Annotated in this window: 14 protein-coding genes; 9 read left to right on the top strand and 5 right to left on the bottom strand. The window is 66.3% G+C overall.

Annotated elements, in window-relative coordinates; translation table 11 throughout:
- The first annotated feature begins 51 nt into the window (after nt 1–51).
- From ACMUJL_RS05015 to ACMUJL_RS05005, 3 genes are all read left to right on the top strand, one after another.
- The gene (locus tag ACMUJL_RS05015; RefSeq protein ID WP_375570017.1) at nt 52–1,845 is read left to right on the top strand and encodes an ABC transporter transmembrane domain-containing protein; all 1,794 of its coding nucleotides are present in this window, start codon (nt 52–54) and stop codon (nt 1,843–1,845) included.
- Nucleotides 1,846–1,942: 97 nt separating this feature from the next.
- Nucleotides 1,943–2,371 carry a peptidoglycan-binding protein LysM gene (gene lysM, locus ACMUJL_RS05010; RefSeq protein ID WP_068294830.1) on the top strand — a complete coding sequence of 143 codons (429 nt, stop codon included), beginning with the start codon at nt 1,943–1,945 and terminating at the stop codon, nt 2,369–2,371.
- A 235-nt stretch (nt 2,372–2,606) separates the two neighbouring features.
- A complete protein-coding gene (locus tag ACMUJL_RS05005; protein ID WP_375570020.1) occupies nt 2,607–3,071 on the top strand; it encodes a hypothetical protein in 465 nt (154 codons plus the stop codon).
- Between the two features lie 41 nt (nt 3,072–3,112).
- On the opposite strand, the gene ACMUJL_RS05000 is transcribed toward ACMUJL_RS05005, so the two are convergent.
- Nucleotides 3,113–3,688 (bottom strand): MarR family winged helix-turn-helix transcriptional regulator, encoded by a 576-nt coding sequence (locus tag ACMUJL_RS05000; protein WP_375570022.1) that lies wholly within the window; start codon nt 3,686–3,688, stop codon nt 3,113–3,115.
- Nucleotides 3,689–3,864: 176 nt separating this feature from the next.
- On the opposite strand from ACMUJL_RS05000, the gene ACMUJL_RS04995 reads away from it, so the two are divergent.
- The 4 genes from ACMUJL_RS04995 to yghU all read left to right on the top strand — a co-directional run bounded on the left by ACMUJL_RS04995 (nt 3,865) and on the right by yghU (nt 7,770).
- Nucleotides 3,865–4,230 (top strand): hypothetical protein, encoded by a 366-nt coding sequence (locus tag ACMUJL_RS04995; RefSeq protein ID WP_375570024.1) that lies wholly within the window; start codon nt 3,865–3,867, stop codon nt 4,228–4,230.
- A 215-nt stretch (nt 4,231–4,445) separates the two neighbouring features.
- Entirely contained in the window at nt 4,446–6,329 is a 1,884-nt protein-coding gene (locus ACMUJL_RS04990) for an acyl-CoA synthetase (protein ID WP_068294819.1), read from the top strand.
- 40 nt (nt 6,330–6,369) lie between these two features.
- Entirely contained in the window at nt 6,370–6,816 is a 447-nt protein-coding gene (locus tag ACMUJL_RS04985) for an ion channel (protein ID WP_375570026.1), read from the top strand.
- A gap of 87 nt (nt 6,817–6,903) precedes the next feature.
- Nucleotides 6,904–7,770 (top strand): glutathione-dependent disulfide-bond oxidoreductase, encoded by an 867-nt coding sequence (gene yghU, locus ACMUJL_RS04980; RefSeq protein ID WP_375570028.1) that lies wholly within the window; start codon nt 6,904–6,906, stop codon nt 7,768–7,770.
- Between the two features lie 4 nt (nt 7,771–7,774).
- Here yghU and ACMUJL_RS04975 read toward each other — a convergent pair whose 3' ends face one another.
- The 3 genes from ACMUJL_RS04975 to ACMUJL_RS04965 form a co-directional block, all read right to left on the bottom strand.
- On the bottom strand, nt 7,775–8,389 hold the full coding sequence (locus ACMUJL_RS04975; RefSeq protein WP_138177225.1) for a hypothetical protein: 615 nt from the start codon (nt 8,387–8,389) through the stop codon (nt 7,775–7,777).
- Nucleotides 8,390–8,550: 161 nt separating this feature from the next.
- Complete coding sequence (locus ACMUJL_RS04970; protein ID WP_375570031.1) at nt 8,551–9,648, bottom strand: twin-arginine translocation signal domain-containing protein; 1,098 nt, start codon at nt 9,646–9,648, stop codon at nt 8,551–8,553.
- A gap of 125 nt (nt 9,649–9,773) precedes the next feature.
- On the bottom strand, nt 9,774–10,640 hold the full coding sequence (locus tag ACMUJL_RS04965; RefSeq protein ID WP_068294806.1) for a LysR family transcriptional regulator: 867 nt from the start codon (nt 10,638–10,640) through the stop codon (nt 9,774–9,776).
- Between the two features lie 96 nt (nt 10,641–10,736).
- Between ACMUJL_RS04965 and ACMUJL_RS04960 the strand changes: the two genes are divergently transcribed.
- On the top strand, nt 10,737–12,287 hold the full coding sequence (locus tag ACMUJL_RS04960; protein ID WP_375570033.1) for a proton-conducting transporter membrane subunit: 1,551 nt from the start codon (nt 10,737–10,739) through the stop codon (nt 12,285–12,287).
- 4 nt (nt 12,288–12,291) lie between these two features.
- Entirely contained in the window at nt 12,292–14,673 is a 2,382-nt protein-coding gene (locus tag ACMUJL_RS04955) for a YbcC family protein (protein WP_375570035.1), read from the top strand.
- Nucleotides 14,674–14,834: 161 nt separating this feature from the next.
- On the opposite strand, the gene ACMUJL_RS04950 is transcribed toward ACMUJL_RS04955, so the two are convergent.
- The gene (locus ACMUJL_RS04950; RefSeq protein ID WP_375570037.1) at nt 14,835–16,277 is read right to left on the bottom strand and encodes an MATE family efflux transporter; all 1,443 of its coding nucleotides are present in this window, start codon (nt 16,275–16,277) and stop codon (nt 14,835–14,837) included.
- Nucleotides 16,278–16,343: the final 66 nt, after the last annotated feature.

Here is a 16,343-nt window from a genome sequence, read left to right as displayed (position 1 = left end):
GCGCCGCCCCAGGGCTTAAACCGCTGTCGCAGGACAAGAAGGAAAAGATGCATGGCCGCACCGGGGATCACAGCCGAACAGGAACGCGCGAAATCGAAACATATCGGCGCGCTGGCCGCTCTTTGGCCATTCCTGCGGCCCTATCGCCCGCTGCTGGTCGCGGCCATTCTGGCGCTGGTGCTGACCGCCTGCGTCTCGCTGGTGCTGCCGCTGGCGGTGCGCCGGGTCGTGGACAATTTCAACGCCGAGGACGGCGCGTTGCTGGATCTGTATTTCATGGCGGCGCTGGGCATCGCGGGTCTGCTGGCACTGGGCACCGGGCTGCGTTACCTGCTGGTCACGCGGCTGGGCGAACGGGTCGTGGCCGATATCCGCAAGGCGGTGTTCGACCGCGTTCTGGGCATGTCCCCGGCATTCTATGAAAACATCATGACCGGCGAGGTCCTCAGCCGGATCACCACCGACACGACGCTGATCCAGTCGGTCATCGGCTCGTCGATCTCGATCGCGCTGCGCAACCTTCTGCTGTTCATGGGGGGGCTGGTGCTGATGCTCTTCACCTCGTCCAAGCTGACGGGGCTGGTGCTGCTGATCGTGCCGGCGGTGATCGTGCCGATCCTTGTGCTGGGGCGGCGTCTGCGCGTGCTCAGCCGCGAGAACCAGGACTGGATCGCGGCCAGCTCAGGCAATGCCTCCGAGGCGCTGTCAAGCGTGCAGACCGTGCAGGCCTTCACCCATGAAGAGGCCACGCGCCGCGCCTTCGGCGACGTGACCGAGTTGAGCTTCGACGCGGCGCGCAAGCGGGTGAATACCCGCGCCCTGATGACCGTGATCGTGATATTTCTGGTCTTCACCGGGATCGTCGGCGTGCTGTGGATGGGCGCGCGGGACGTGCGCGCGGGTGCCATGTCCGCGGGCGCGCTGATCCAGTTCGTGATCTATGCGGTGATGGTCGCGGGCGCCGTGGGCGCGCTGTCGGAAATCTGGGGCGAATTGCAGCGCGCGGCGGGCGCCACGGAACGTCTGGCCGAACTGCTGAATACGGATGATCCGGTCAAGGATCCGGCTGCGCCCCTGCCGCTGCCGTCGCCCGTGCGCGGGCGCATCGCCTATGAGGGTGTCAGTTTCCGCTATCCTGCCCGGCCCGAGATCCCGGCGCTGGATCATGTCGACCTGGTGATCGAACCAGGCGAGACCGTCGCGCTGGTGGGCCCGTCGGGCGCAGGCAAGACAACGATCATTCAGACGCTGCTGCGCTTTTACGATCCCAGCGCGGGGCGCATCCTGCTGGACGGCGTGGCGCTGGATGCCATGCGGCGCGAGGACTTCCGCCGCCACATGGCGCTGGTGCCGCAGGATCCGGTGATCTTTGCCACCACCGCGCGCGAGAACATCCGCTTCGGCCGCCCCGAGGCCAGCGATGCCGAGGTCGAGGCGGCGGCGCAGGCGGCGGCGGCCCATGATTTCATCATGGCATTGCCCGACGGGTATGACGCGCAGGTCGGCGAACGCGGCGTGATGCTGTCGGGCGGCCAGAAGCAGCGCATCGCCATTGCCCGCGCCATCCTGCGCGATGCCCCCGTGCTGCTGCTGGACGAGGCGACATCCGCGCTGGATGCGGAAAGCGAACGCGCGGTCCAGATGGCCGTTGACGCCCTGTCGCAGGGGCGCACCACGATCATCGTGGCGCACAGGCTGGCGACCGTGAAGAAGGCAGATCGCATCGTCGTGCTGGATGGTGGGCGCATCGTGGCGCAAGGCACCCATGACGCGCTGGTGGCCGAAGGCGGGCTTTATGCCCGTCTGGCGCGGCTTCAGTTCACCGACGGAGCGCATGCGGCGTGAATTAGTGCTTGCCAGCGGTCTCACTCTGTCGAAAGGTTCACCGCGTTATGAGTGCCCTCTTGCACGGGAGGGGACGGGTGAGTGAAAGGACAGACAGATGGGACTATTCAATTTCTGGAAGAAATCCGGCAAGAAGGTTGCGGGTGGCGGGGATGCTGCCCCCAGCGCCGAGGCGCTGAAAAAGGAAGTGGCCGACCTGGGCCTGGATACCAAGGGCGCCGAAATCACCGTCGAGGGTGACAAGGTCACCGTGTCGGGTGGCAGCCTGAGTAGCGAGGAGCGCGAGAAGGTCATCCTGGCCGTCGGCAACGTCGAGGGCGTGGCCGAGGTCGAAGCGGCCGAGGCCGACGATGCCGTGTTCCACACGGTCGAGAAGGGTGACACCCTGTCGGCCATCGCGAAGAAGACGCTGGGCAGCGCCAACCGCTATCCCGAGATATTCGAGGCCAACAAGCCGATGCTGACCCATCCGGACAAGATCTATCCCGGCCAGGTCCTGCGGATCCCGGGCGGCAAGTCCGCCTGATCGGCAGCAAAAGACGGGCAGGGGCCGCCTTCGGGCGGCCTTCTGTTTTTGGGCTGTCGGGGGCCGTCCCACGATGGGACATTTTGCAGATCAAGCGATTTCAAGGGCTTGGCCGGGCGCGTTAGGCAATTTTTAACGCTTGGGCCCCTGTGGCGCAGCTTGTGGGCGAAGCCGGTCTTATTGGTGCCACAAAACGCCGCTATCGCCATGGGGCTGAAAATTGGAGCCGCACAGCATGTCCGACACATCGATCGACACCCGCGCGCCGCTTGGCTGGTCCGGCTTTGCCGCCGGTGCCGCCGCGCTTGTCCTGACGCTTGTGCTGTTCTGGGCCGGGCCCTTCGCCCCGCAGCAATCGGCCGGCGTCAGCATCGGCGAGTTGGCAGCCGAGATCGCCAAATCGGCCGCGCGTTCCGTCGCCGGGCAACCGCAACCGGGCCCTGCCGCGATCCCGCGCACCATCGACGATCATCTTGCGGTCGCCGTGGGCGTGCTTGCCGGATTTGCCGTGGTGCTTGGTGTGGCCAGCCTGATCCGGCATGAACACAAGCGCGCAGCGCTGTCGGGGATCGGCCTTGGCGCCGCCGCCATCGGCATCCAGCTTTTCGCCTATGCGATCATGATGATCGTCGGCGCGCTGGTGATCGCATCGACGATCTATGCCATGCGCGACACCTTGGGCGATATACTCGGCGGCTGACCCCGGCGGGGGTTGCCGGGACAAGGGACGCTGGCGTCAAGCTATTCTGCCTCATCGCGAGTTGACGCTGATTTGTTCATCTCGGTCAGCCTTTGGGTGATCCGTGTCAGGTCAATGATCAGCCGCTCAAGGTCCTGCTCGGACCAGCCTGCCAGCAAGTCATTGAACATGGGGCCGAAGGAGCCCTGGATCGCCGCGAGACGATCCAGCCCGAGTGCGGTGATGCGCACGGGCCGGTTGCGGGCGTCTTGGTCATCGCGCGCGATCTCGACAAGGTTCTGCCTGAGGAACTTCTGCACCACCTTGGTCACAGCCGGTTGGGTGACCTCGATCGCATGGGCGATATCCGAGATCCGGCTGGGCCTGCCCTGCCGCGCCAGATGAAGCAGAAGCGCAAATTGCGCCCAAGTCACATCATGCGGTGCCAGAAGTCGTTCGATCAGCCCACGATAAAGTGACGTCACGATGCCCAATTGCTGGCCGAAACGAGCGGGAGGAGGCGGCTGCTGCGTTTTCTGATTGCTTTGCATAACAAGGAATATAAAAAACATTCCGTGGAATGTAAAATGGAGAATCGTATGTTTTCGGTCGTTACCCGCATGCCGCTGGTCGCCCATCTGGCGGCCTCGGCCCTTGCTTTTGCTGGATTTCAATGGATCAAGGCCCGGCTGGACGCCAGCTATGCGGCATCACGCCACCCTGTCGACTATGCAACCGGACAGCTGGCTTTCGATGCACAGGTCATCGAGGGCTATTATGCGCATATGCGCGACGCCGGGACATTGCCGATCTATTGGCAGACCCAGTTCATCGACTTCGGGTTCATCGCTGCGGTGATGGCGGTTGCCGTGTTCCTTGGGCTGCTTGCGGCGCGATTGGGGGAAAGATCAACCGCGCGGGCGACTGGGGCTGGCGGCTGGGTGTGGCCGCGGCGATCCTTGGCGTGGCGGGGGCCGGTTTCGACGCGTTGGAGAACCTGCTGTCCTTCGGGATGCTGACCCGGCCCGAGGCGATCCCGCAGATTCTGGCCCTGGCCTATTCCGGTGCGGCGGCGGTCAAGTTCGCCTTGCTGACGGCAGCGATGGCCTGTCTGGTTCTTTCACTGATCGCAGGCCTGGCAGGCAGGGTGGTCCGTGCTGTGGCAGGTCGCAAGGGGTAGGGCGCTGCCTGCCTTTGCGCTTGTGGGGGCGCATGGGGTCGTCCGTGGTTTCCTGCAGAAATGCGGAGTTTGGCCCCGCACGAATTCGGCCCCGTTCAGCCCTGACGTCACGCCATCTTGGCAGCCTCGCTCTTGTATCCTGACGAAATCCCTTCCACATTATCCACCGAGGATGAGGTACGGGCCGCCATCGCGGTCCCCAGGGGAGGACCGAGATGGGTTTTGCATCTGTCGCAGATACGATCGCGCTTGAAACCGAGATGCCATGGGCCGAACGCGACGTGCCCAAGACCCTTTATCAGATGCTGAGCCAGACGCGTGACAAGGTCCCTCTGGGCAAGGCCGTCACGTTCCAGCTGCTCAGCGGTCCGACCGACAAGGCCGAAACACTCAACTGGACGCAGCTGCATGAAAAGACCTGTCAGGCGGCGAACCTGTTCCGCAGCCTCGGCATCGGTGAGGGCGATGTGGTCGCTTGCGTCCTGCCCAACTGCAACGAGACGGTTCTGACCATCCTCGGCGGTGCCATTGCGGGGATCATCAACCCGATCAATCCGCTGCTTGAGCCTGAACAGATCGGCGCCATCCTGCGCGAGACCAAGGCCAAGGTCGTCGTCACGCTCAAGGCGTTCCCCAAGACCGACGTGGCGCAAAAGACCGCCGAAGCGGTGCGCCATGCCCCCGGCGTGCACACGGTGCTTGAGGTGGATCTCAATCGCTACCTGACTCCGCCGAAATCCTGGATCGTGCCGCTTGTGCGCCCCAAGAACCCCGGCAACCATCATGCCGATGTCAAGAATTTCAACGCCGAACTGGCGCGCCAGCCCAAGACGCTGGCCTTTGCCGACAGCGCGGGCGACCGGGTTGCCGCCTATTTCCATACCGGCGGCACCACCGGCATGCCCAAGGTCGCGCAGCATCGCTATTCGGGGATCATCTATAACGGCTGGCTGGGCGGCACGCTGCTTTACACGCCCGAAGACAACGTGATCTGCCCCTTGCCCATGTTCCACGTCTTTGCCTGCCACGTGATCATGATGGCCGTGATCTATTCGGGTGCGCATGTGGTGTTCCCGACGCCTGCGGGGTATCGCGGCGAGGGCGTGTTCGACAATTTCTGGAAGCTGATCGAGCGTTGGAAGATCACCTTCATCATCACCGTGCCCACGGCCATTTCGGCGCTGATGCAGCGCCCGGTCGATGCGGATGTATCCACGGTCAAGACCTCGTTCTCGGGCTCGGCGCCCTTGCCGCTGGAACTGTTCAAGCGCTTCGAGGCTGCAACCGGTGTGACCATCGTGGAAGGCTACGGTCTGACCGAAGCCACCTGCCTCGTGTCGGTCAACCCTGTGGACGGCGAAAAGAAGGTGGGATCGGTCGGCATCCGCTTTCCCTATACCGAGGTCAAGATCCTCAAGACCGTCGATGGTGCGCCGGTGGAATGTGCGGCCGACGAGGTGGGCGAGATCTGCATCGCCAACCCCGGTGTCTGGGCCGGCAACACCTATACCGAGGAAGACAAGAACCGCGATCTTTACCACTACGACCGGTTCCTGCGGACCGGCGATCTGGGCCGGATCGACGCCGATGGCTACATGTGGATCACGGGTCGCGCCAAGGACCTGATCATTCGCGGTGGGCACAACATCGACCCCGCCGAGATCGAGGAGGCGCTGCTGGCGCACAGGGATGTGGCCTTTGCCGGTGCCATCGGCCAGCCCGACGCCCATGCGGGCGAACTGCCCTGCGCCTATGTTGAACTGGTCGCGGGTGGCACGGTGACGGGGGCCGAGCTGGTCGAGCATTGCAAGATCCACGTGCACGAGCGCGCGGCCCTGCCGAAATTCGTCGAAGTGCTGCCGGAACTGCCCAAGACGGCCGTCGGCAAGGTCTTCAAGCCCGATCTGCGCAAGCGCGCCATCACCCGCGTCTACAATGCGGCGCTGGAGGAGGCGCGGCTGAACGCCAGCGTCATCGAGGTGGTCGATGACAAGAAACGTGGTCTGGTCGCCCGTGTCAGCCGCACCGGTGTCGTGCATGACGACGAGGTCGGCCATGTGCTAGGGGCCTTCACCCGCCCCTGGGAATGGGCCGAGTGACAAGGCAGGGCGCGGCATCCTTGTCTGAGGGAAGGCCCTTGTGATCCTTCTGACGATCATCCTTATTGCGCTGTTTCTTCTGGGCGCAACCGTGCTGATCCATTACGAGGTGCTGCGCATCACCGGCAAGCTGCTGCCCGATCTGCCGATCCGGGCACGCCAGCGGGTTCTTGTGGTGATCATCGCCTGCATGATCGGCCATATCCTTGAAATCGGCCTTTACGCGGTGGCCTATGCGGTCTTGCTGCAATTCGAAGGATTTGGCGGTATCGGTGGTGTCTTCGAGGGGACCGCGCTGGATTATTTCTATTTTTCCCTGACCAGCTATACCACGCTGGGTATCGGCGAAATCCATCCCTACGGCCCCATCCGCATGATCGTCGGGCTTGAGGCGCTGAACGGGTTCCTGCTGATCACATGGTCGGCCTCGTTCACCTATCTGATGATGCAACGCTACTGGCACCCCGAACGCGAGCGGCGCGACTGATCACGAAACTCTGTCCCGCAAGGGGGGTGTGTCTGCCCGCGCCATGCACTAGGTTCCCCGCAGACCAACGCAAAGCGAGAGTGACCCATGACCTATACCCCTCCCAAAGTCTGGACCTGGACCCCCGGCAACGGCGGCCGTTTCGCCAATATCAACCGCCCCATCGCGGGGGCCACCCATGACAAGGACCTGCCGGTCGGAAAACATCCGTTCCAGCTTTATTCGCTGGCCACGCCCAATGGGGTCAAGGTCACCGTGATGCTCGAGGAACTGCTGGCCGCAGGGCATACAGGGGCGGAATATGATGCCTGGCTGATCCGCATCAACGAAGGCGACCAGTTCGGCAGCGGTTTCGTGGGGATCAACCCCAACTCGAAGATCCCCGCGCTTGAGGATCGTAGTGGCGCCACCCCGCAGCGCGTCTTCGAATCCGGTGCGATCCTGCTTTACCTTGCGGAAAAGTTCGGGGCCTTCCTGCCGACCGATCATGCGGCGCGGACCGAGTGCCTGTCATGGCTGTTCTGGCAGATGGGCAGTGCGCCCTATCTGGGCGGCGGTTTCGGCCATTTCTACGCCTATGCGCCCGAGAAGTTCGAATATTGCATCGACCGTTTCGCGATGGAGACAAAGCGCCAGCTGGATGTGCTGGACCGGCACCTGGCCGAACACGCCTATATGGCGGGGGATGACTATACGATCGCGGACATGGCGATCTGGGCCTGGTATGGCCAGTTGGTGCTGGGGCGGCTTTACGAGGCGGCGGAATTCCTGGACGTGACTTCCTACACCCATGTCATGGCCTGGGCCGAGAAGATCGACGCGCGGCCTGCGGTCAAGCGGGGGCGCATGGTGAACCGTGCCTTCGGTGATCCGGCGCTGCAACTGCACGAGCGTCACGACGCCAGTGATTTCGATCTGCGCACCCAGGACAAGATCGCGCCGGATCAGAACTGACGCATCAGCCGGCGGGGCGGAAATAGGTGTTGCTGTCCAGCACGCCAGCCAGCCGTCCCGCCGTGCACAGCCCTGCGCAAATCCGTTCCTCGGCGGGCAATGCGCCGATCAGCGCGAGCGCCGAACCCGGCAGCCTGAGCGGATCAAGCGCCGACCGGATCGCCTGCACCAGGCCTGACCAGGAACTCTGCGCCGAGGGCATGGCGGCCGCCGTGGCGAAGGGCAAGTCCGAGACATCGCGCAATTCCTCGAGAAACGCCTCCGGGGCTTCGCCTTCTGGGGCGAGCGCCAGAAGGTGACAATCGCGCAGCCGCGCCAGATGCGCGCGCACCGCATCGGGCAGCACCAGCCGCCGCGCAAGGCGCAGGTTCAAGGCGGCAGGGGTAAAGATCAACCCGGCCGGATCGCGCCCGGCCGTGCGATGCAAGGCGGCGTAATCGGCATAACCCATCCCCAGTTCGGCCGCGCGCGCCATCTGCATGCGGACAACGGCCATGGGCGGGCGCTTGGCGGCCTGTTCGGCGCGCGCACGTTCCCACATGTGCTTGTGCCAGAGGCTGACAGGCTCGGGGGGCGCGTTATGGCCCATGCCTGCGGCTGTCCGGGGCCTGTCCGTCATGATCATGCATCCGCGTTCATGCTGTTGTGCATAGATCTGCGGCCTTGCAGGACGCGGCACAAGAGAAATCGGGGGGCGCGGCCCTTGCCTTGCGCCATCGCGTTCCACAAGCCCGCCGATCTGCCCGAAAGCCGGGCACGCGGCGTTGCCTTTCGCGATCCTCAGATCAGCAGGAAACGCGCCCGTGCGGCAAGATAGGCCGCATCGGCGCCATCGGCCTGCGGTGGCATGGACCCAAGCGCCACCAGATAGCTTTCGGCGGTGCGTCGCACCAGGGGATCGGTGCTGTCGCGCAGCGCCCGGATGATTTCGGACGCGGCCTTGCCGCCCGCTTGCAGGACGCTGTCGGGAAAGACCGGATGGAGTGCCACGCCATGGGATGCCGTCATGCTTTGCCGTGCCGCCGTGTCGCGTGCGGTGCTTCTGGCCAGGCTGTCGCGATGTGCCTCGGCGCAGGCGCGCTGCAGGACGGCTTGAAGGGATTGGGGCAGGTCACGATAGGCATGTTTGTCGATGATCAGCCCACGGGCTGTTGCTGGTCGGGTAAATGACATGGCGTAATAATGCTTGCAGGCCGCGTGGAACCCCATGTCCAGATCCCGCGCGGCACCGGCAAATTCGATCCCGTCCAGCGCGCCGGCCAGCAAGGCCGCCAGTGTTTCATCCGCCGCCATGGCAACAGGTGACAGGCCCATCATGCGCCAGACCTGCGCAGAAAGCCCGGCACTCAGCAGGCGCAGGCCCTGCAGATCCTCGATCCCCGCAAGGGCGGTGCGGAACCAGCCGCCGGACTGCGGGCCAGTGTCGCCGCACGGAAAGACCTTGACCCCGAAGGGCGCATGCACCGCATCCGCCAGCGCTTGGGTCTCGGGGGTCTGCAGCCATGTCGCCATCTCGGGCGCGGTCAGGCCGAAGGGCATGCCGGCCAGAAAGGGCAGCGCCCCGGATCTGTTCTGCCAGTCATTTACCGGGCCGTGCCCCATCTGCGCGCGCCCGGCGATCACCGCATCCAGCGCCGCGCCGGGGGCTGCGGACGGCGCGGGCGCGACCAATTGAACGGTCAACTGTCCCTCGCTGAGCGTGTCGATCCGCGCGGCCAGGCTTTGCGCCTCTGCCGTGTCATCTGCCGCCGTGGGAACGGCGCTGGCCTGCATCCGCCAGGCAATGCGGCCTTGGGACAGCGCCGGTGCCGCAAGTGCCGCGACGGTCCCGGCTGCCGCGCCCATGGCCGTTGCCTTGAGGAATGACCGTCTGTCCATAAGCATTCTTTCCCTGCTGCGGGATTGGTGATGCGGCCCGGGCCGGCCGCTGTGTCGTTCCATCTTATAGGCCGCAGGCGTCTGGCAGGCAATTCCGCGCGCCTTGTGCCGACACCTGCGCGGCCTCAGCTGTCCAGAAGCGTCCGCAGCAGGGGATGCGGAAAACTGCGCCGTGCGGTCACCGCGTAGAAACCTTCGATGATGTCCAGCTCATAGGGGGCGGCCTGCAGCAGGCCTGCCCGGATTTCATCGGTCAGAACCACGGCGGGCGCGATGGCCAGCCCCATGTTTTCGCGCGCCAGAAGGCGGACCATGGCCATGTCATCGACCTCTGCCGCGATCCGGGGCGTCACGTCCAGCCGGGCCACGAGGCTGTCGAAGCCGCTGCGGATCGTGCTTTCGGTCGGCAGGATCACCGGCTCGTTGCGCAGAAGATCGGCCAGTGTCGCATGGGGCGCCATGCGCGCGGCGGTACCGTAAAGCCCGATGGGCTGTTCCGAGATGCGATGCGTCACCAGATCCGCGCCGCCGTCGCGATGCGGGGGCTCGTTGGTCAGAACCACGTCCAACGCCAGCGCGGTCAACGCCTCGAGAAGAACGGCGCTGCTGCCCGAGCGCAGGATGATCTCGGTCTCGCCGCCGGTCAGGACAGGGCGCAGGAAAGCCAGCTGGAAATTCCGCGAGAGGGTGGATTGTGCGCCCACGCGCAGGGGTTGCTGCACCTCGCCGGTCTGGCGCAGGGTCGCGATCAGTTCCTCGCCCGCGCCGAAGATGCGATCGGCGTGATCCAGTGCGATCCGGCCCGCCTCGGTCAGGATCAGGCTGCGCCCGCTGCGGGTGAAAAGGGGATGGCCCAGCCGATCCTCCAGCTGGCGCAACTGGATCGAGAGGGCCGATTGCGACAGGTTCAGCCGTTCCGCCGCGCGGGTCAGGTTGCCCATATGGGCAATCTCGCGGAAATACCGCAGGTGATGATAGTTGAGGTCGGCCATGGTTTTATAAAACAGAACGGTTTTATAAAAACAATGAATTTTTTAGTGTTTTGCGACGGTGCTATCTGACGGGCAGCTTTGACAGGAGAGCCCGCCATGACCCTTCTTGCCTATCTCGCGCCCTTGGCGCTTGCCCTGGTTGCCCTTGATCTGACGCTGCACCCGGTGGGCCGCGCGCAGATCCGTCTGCATCTGCCCGAATGGGCCGCCCTGCTGGCGATGGCCTGTGCCCTTGGCGCTGCGGTGCTGCTGGCGGTCGGGGGGCCGGTCACCCTCGGCTTGCCGGGGATTCTGGCCCTTGGCTTTGCCGCAAGGGTCGACATCGTCTCGGTCGCGATGCTGCTGACCGTGTCCTTCGTGGGATGGATCGTGCTGCGGTTCTCGCGCAAGGCGCTGGACGGCGAAGCGGGGCAGAGCGGTTTCATGGCGATGATGGCGGCAACGCTGGCCGCGGTGCTGCTGCTGGTGAGTGCCGGCAACCTGGTGCAGCTGGTGCTGGCATGGGCGATGGTGGGGCTGGGACTGCACCGCCTGATCCTGTTCTATCCCGACCGGCCGCGGGCGCAGCGCGCGGCGCGCAAGAAGACGGTCAGCGGGATCCTTGGCACGGCGGCCCTGCTGCTGGCCGCGGTTCTGATGATCCAGGCCTTCGGCACCGGCGATATCGCGGCGATCGCGCAAGCGGTGCAGGCGGGCCAGACACCCGCGACCCTGTGGCTGGCGGCCTTGCTGCTGGCGGTGGCGGCGGTGTTCAAATCCGCCTTGATCCCGACCCATGGCTGGTTGACCGAGGTAATGGAGGCCCCGACGCCCGTATCGGCCCTGCTGCATGCGGGCGTAGTGAACGCCGGTGGTTTCCTGCTGATCCGCTTTGCCGATGTGCTGCTGGCCGCGCCCGGCGTGCTGGCGCTTCTGGCGCTGATCGGTGGCTTCAGCGCCTTGGTTGGCGCTGCGGTGGCCCTGACGCAACCTTCGGTCAAGACCGCGCTGGCCTGGTCGACCTGCGCGCAGATGGGCTTCATGGTGCTGCAGATCGGCCTTGCGCTGTTTCCGCTGGCGCTGCTGCATATCGTGGCGCATTCGCTGTATAAGGCGCACGCGTTCCTTGCCTCGGGCGGCGCAGTGGAACAGGTGGGCCGCATCCGGCGCCCCGGCCCCGTGGCAATCCCCGATCTGCGCGCGGTGGGGCGGGCCTTTGGTCTGGCGCTTGCGATCTACGCGGTCGTGGGGCTGATGTTCGGGATCATGGACAAGCCGGTGCAGACCGTGGCGCTGGGCGCGATCCTGATCTTCGGCGTGGCCTATCTGATCGCGCAGGGTCTGGCGGACCTGGCACCCTGGCCGCTGACGATCCGCACCGTCGCCATGTCGGGCGCGGCCACGCTGGCCTATTTCGGATTGCAGGCGGGCATCACGGCCCTGTCGGCGGGCACCTTGCCCGCGCCGCCCCCCGCGGACGGGCTGATCTGGGCGACGCTGGTGCTGGCTGTCGGCAGCTTCGGGCTGGCGTCGGTGGCGCAGGCGACATTCCCGCTATGGGCGGGTCACCCGGCCGCCATGGGCCTGCGGGTGCACCTGATGAACGGACTTTACCTCAATGCGCTGACGGACCGGATGATCGGCCAGTGGCGCGCCTCGAAAGGATGATGCTGTGAACGCTCCTTCCCTGACCTTTACCGGACCCGAGCTTGAACTTTTCGCCCTGGCCCAAGGCGCGGCCGGAATGATCCCGCCGGCCTTTCCGCTGGCCGCCACCGTGGCCGTCAATCCCTTCCTGGGACAGGCGGGACAGGACCGGGCGCAGACGGCGGCGATCCTGGGCCGCGTGGGCGGGCTGCGCATCTTCCGCGACCGTGCCGATTATGCCGACCTGATCGCACAGGGCCGGATCGATCCGGCCGCGCTGCAGACGGCGGCGCGCGCCCATGGGCTGAAGCCCGCAGATCTGGCGCAGGCCGCGACCCAGGACACGCCGAGGCCGCAGGCCTATCCGACGGCGGCTGACCTTGCTGCACGCGCGGCCGGGCGTGATTGGGCCGATCTGGCGCGCGACCGGATCGCCACATGGGCGGCGGCGCATTTCGACCAGGGGCAGGCGCTGTGGCCCGCGCTGGAGGGATCGGCCTATGCCTCTTGGCGGGCCTTTGCCAGCCGGGACCTGGTGCCGGGGATTGCCGGTCTGCGGGACAGCTGCCTGCGGGTGTCTGTTCTGCCGCATGACCCGCGCGCGGCCTTTGCCGAGGCCTGCCGGGCGCTGGGCGTCACGCCCGACAGCGCGCCGGACTATTTCCACCGTCTGCTGATGGATCTGGAAGGCTGGGGCCAATACGCAAGGCATCTGGATTGGCTGGCCCAGCGGGATGGCGCGCGGGACGGCGTGCTGTTCGAATGCCTGACCATCCGCCTGCTCTGGGACATGATCCTGTTCGAGGCGCATCGCGACCAGATCGAGGCCTCTTGGGCGGACACGCTTGCGACCTATGCCGTGCCCGCGCAAGCGGGTCGGGACGATCTGATCGACGCCGCCTTGCAGGACGCGCTTGAGCGGTCCGAGGAGCGCAGGCTGCTGACGCGGCTGGCCGCTGGTGCCGTGGATGCGGCGGCAGTGGACAGCGATCAGGCACCGGCGATCCAGGCGGCCTTCTGCATCGACGTGCGGTCAGAAGTGTTCCGCCGGGCGCTGGAGGCGAGTGACGCGGGCATCCGTACCATCGGTTTCGCGGGCTTCTTCGGCCTGGCGGCGGCGCATCGGGGATTTGCCTCGGACGTGGTCGAGGCGCGCGCGCCGGTTCTGCTGCAGCCGGGTGTCGAAAGCCGGTCCTCGGGCGCGGCGGATGACGATCTGGGTGCGCGCATCGCGGCTCGGGCCACCCGTGCCTGGGGGCGGTTCCGCATGGCATCCGTGTCGGCCTTCGCCTTTGTCGAGGCGGCGGGCCCGCTCTATGTCGCCAAGCTGCTGAAGGATACCGCCACGCGCGCCAAGGCCGCGCCCGCTGGCCCCGCACCAACCACCGATCTGCCGCTCGAGGCGCGGATCGGGGCGGCGGTCACGATCCTGTCGGCCATGTCGCTGACCCGCGATTTTGCGCGGCTGGTTCTGATCGCGGGGCATGGCGCGGGCGTCACGAACGCGCCCCACGCCAGCGCGCTGCAATGCGGCGCCTGCGGGGGCCATGCGGGCGATGTGAACGCGCGGTTGCTGGCGGGGCTTCTGAACGACAGCGCGGTGCGCGCGGGGCTGATTTCCAAGGGGATCGAGATCCCGGCCGATACGCGCTTTGTCGCGGGGCTGCATGACACGGTGTCGGACCGGGTGACGCTCTATGAGGATCAGGCCCTGCCCGATCATGCCGCCGATCTTGCGCGGCTGCGGGCGGCGCTGGACCAGGCCGGGCGGCTGGCGCGGGCCGAGCGTGCGGCGCGTCTGCCGCGCGCGGAGGCGCCCGAGGCGCTGGCCCTGCGCGGCGGCGACTGGTCGGAACTGCGCCCGGAATGGGGCCTTGCGGGCTGTGCGGCCTTCATCGCTGCGCCGCGCCGTCACACTGCCGGGATCGACCTGGGCGGCCGGGCGTTCCTGCATGATTATGTCTGGCAGGCTGACGCGGGCTTTGGCGTGCTGGAGCTGATCCTGACCGCCCCGGTAGTGGTGGCCAGCTGGATCTCGCTGCAGTATTACGGCTCGTCCGTGGCGCCGCAGGCTTACGGGGCGGGCAACAAGCTGCTGCATAACGTGACCGGCGGGATCGGCGTGATCGAAGGCAACGGCGGGATGTTGCGCGCCGGTCTGCCCTGGCAGTCGGTGCATGATGGCGAGGCGTTGCAGCATGATCCGCTGCGCCTGACCGTGATGATCGAGGCCCCGGCGCAGGCGATCCTTGATATTCTGGATAGTCGCCCCGGCGTGAAGGCCCTGTTCGACAATGGCTGGCTGGCGCTGATGGCGACCGATGCGGCCAAGGGCGAGGTCCTGCGCTACGAGGGTGGCGCCTGGGTTGACCTGTCGGTCAGCGAGCGGGTGTCACAGGCGGCGTGACAGTGCAGGGGTGGCGCGTCAAAACGCGCCGCCCGCCTTCGGATGGCTGGATACTGCACGAGGCTTGGGTCCGGTGCAGCCGCGTTTGACTGCCGCCGCGTTCATGGAGACTGGGCAGGCGGTGGGGTATGCCCCTGCGACATCCGCAACGCGGGCTGGCTTCACGGCTCTTTTCTTGTCCAGCCACCCTGCCAGATGGCCAGCGCGATCACCATCCCATAGACCAGCATGGCCATCCCGATGGCCAGAAAGACACCATCCACCCCCAAATCGGTGGCGCGCATCAGCAGCACCGCGCCGCCGAGTGCGACGGCCATGCGGGCAAGGCTGCTGAGCACCGGCCACAGCATCCGGCCCGCCCCCTGCGACGCGAAATAGAGCGCAAGGCCCAGTCCGAAAAAGGCATAGAACGGTGCGACAAGGCGGAAATAGCTGCGTCCGGCATCAAGGGCGGCGGTATTCGCGGGATCAAGGAACATGCCCAGCCAGAGGTCCGGAAACACGGCCAGCCCAAGGCCGATGCTGCCGACGATGCCCGCTGCCGCCCCCGCGCCCGTCCATGCCACACGCAGTGCGCGGTCGGTGCGGCCTGCACCGATATTGGCCCCGATCATGGCGGTCATCGCGGCACCGATCCCGAAGATCACCGGGATCATCAGGAATTCCAGCCGCGCGCCCAGGCCGTAGCCTGCCAGCGCGCCCTCGCCGAAGCGGCCGACAAGGGCGGTCATCATGATGATCGTGGCGGTGGTCAGGACGGTGTTGATCGAGGCCATCGCGCCGACGCCCAGGATGTCGCGGAACATGCCGGGGTCAAGCCGTCGTGCCGCGCCTGCAAGGGTGAAACCTGCCCGGCTCATGGCGATATGGCCGATGGCGATGCAGGCGCCCACCGCGAAGGCCACGACCGGACCCAGCGCCAGACCCGTCATGCCCAGTGCGGGCAGCGGCCCCCATCCCAGCGCGAAACCACCCGCCAGCGGGACCGAGATCGCCGAGACCAGAAGCAGCAGCGTCGCGGGCAGGGTCATGTTGCCGGTGCCCCGGATCACGCTGAGTGCTGCATTGCAGAGCCAGATCGCCACACAGCCCGGAAAGAACACCATCGCGTATTGCGTGGCCGCCGCGACCGTATCGGGCCCGCCCCCGAGCAGGGTGAAGAACCGCGCGCCGAAGACGGCGACCAGCAGCGCCATGACCAGCGCAAGGCCGATGGCGATCAGCCCGGCGGTGAGGGTCAGCGTTGCGGCGCGTGCGGGGTTCGCCGCCCCCAGCGCGCGGGAAATGGCGGCAGAGATCGCGCCGCCGATGGCCCCCGCCGACAGCATCTGCGTCAGCATGACCAGCGGAAAGACCAGCGCCAGCCCGGCAAGGGCCGTCAGTCCCAGAAGGCTTGCGAAATACGCCTCGGCGATGCTTTGCGCGGCCTGCACGAACATCGCCAGGACATTGGGCGCGGCCAGCCTGGCCAGGGTCGGGGCGATCGGCGCTTCGAGGAGCAGGTGCATCCGGGCGGCTTGCGCGCGGGCTGCGGCCTCGGGGGGCAAGGTGGGCGCGGCGGCGGTGCGCATCAGCCTTGCCACCGCTGTGGGCTGTGCGTCCATCCGTCTGCGCGTTCCATGATCTTGTGCAAGGCTGCCCCTTTGCGCGCTGCGTGACAGGATCGTCAC

The sequence above is a fragment of the Seohaeicola sp. genome (genome assembly GCF_048006315.1).
Classification (GTDB): domain Bacteria; phylum Pseudomonadota; class Alphaproteobacteria; order Rhodobacterales; family Rhodobacteraceae; genus Seohaeicola.
Note: the sequence above shows the minus strand (reverse complement) of the source record. Positions and strands in the feature narration are given on the sequence as shown.

Bases quoted from the DNA above. Each gene is read 5' to 3' on its own strand.
- yghU (WP_375570028.1), top strand. From the start codon at position 6,904: ATGACCTATACCCCTCCCAAAGTCTGGACCTGGACCCCCGGCAACGGC.
- ACMUJL_RS04990 (WP_068294819.1), top strand. From the start codon at position 4,446: ATGGGTTTTGCATCTGTCGCAGATACGATCGCGCTTGAAACCGAGATG.
- ACMUJL_RS04960 (WP_375570033.1), top strand. From the start codon at position 10,737: ATGACCCTTCTTGCCTATCTCGCGCCCTTGGCGCTTGCCCTGGTTGCC.
- ACMUJL_RS05005 (WP_375570020.1), top strand. From the start codon at position 2,607: ATGTCCGACACATCGATCGACACCCGCGCGCCGCTTGGCTGGTCCGGC.
- ACMUJL_RS04965 (WP_068294806.1), bottom strand. From the start codon at position 10,640: ATGGCCGACCTCAACTATCATCACCTGCGGTATTTCCGCGAGATTGCC.
- ACMUJL_RS05000 (WP_375570022.1), bottom strand. From the start codon at position 3,688: ATGGGCGACCAGCGGCATGCGGGTAACGACCGAAAACATACGATTCTC.
- ACMUJL_RS04970 (WP_375570031.1), bottom strand. From the start codon at position 9,648: ATGGACAGACGGTCATTCCTCAAGGCAACGGCCATGGGCGCGGCAGCC.
- lysM (WP_068294830.1), top strand. From the start codon at position 1,943: ATGGGACTATTCAATTTCTGGAAGAAATCCGGCAAGAAGGTTGCGGGT.
- ACMUJL_RS04975 (WP_138177225.1), bottom strand. From the start codon at position 8,389: ATGACGGACAGGCCCCGGACAGCCGCAGGCATGGGCCATAACGCGCCC.
- ACMUJL_RS04950 (WP_375570037.1), bottom strand. From the start codon at position 16,277: ATGGACGCACAGCCCACAGCGGTGGCAAGGCTGATGCGCACCGCCGCC.
- ACMUJL_RS05015 (WP_375570017.1), top strand. From the start codon at position 52: ATGGCCGCACCGGGGATCACAGCCGAACAGGAACGCGCGAAATCGAAA.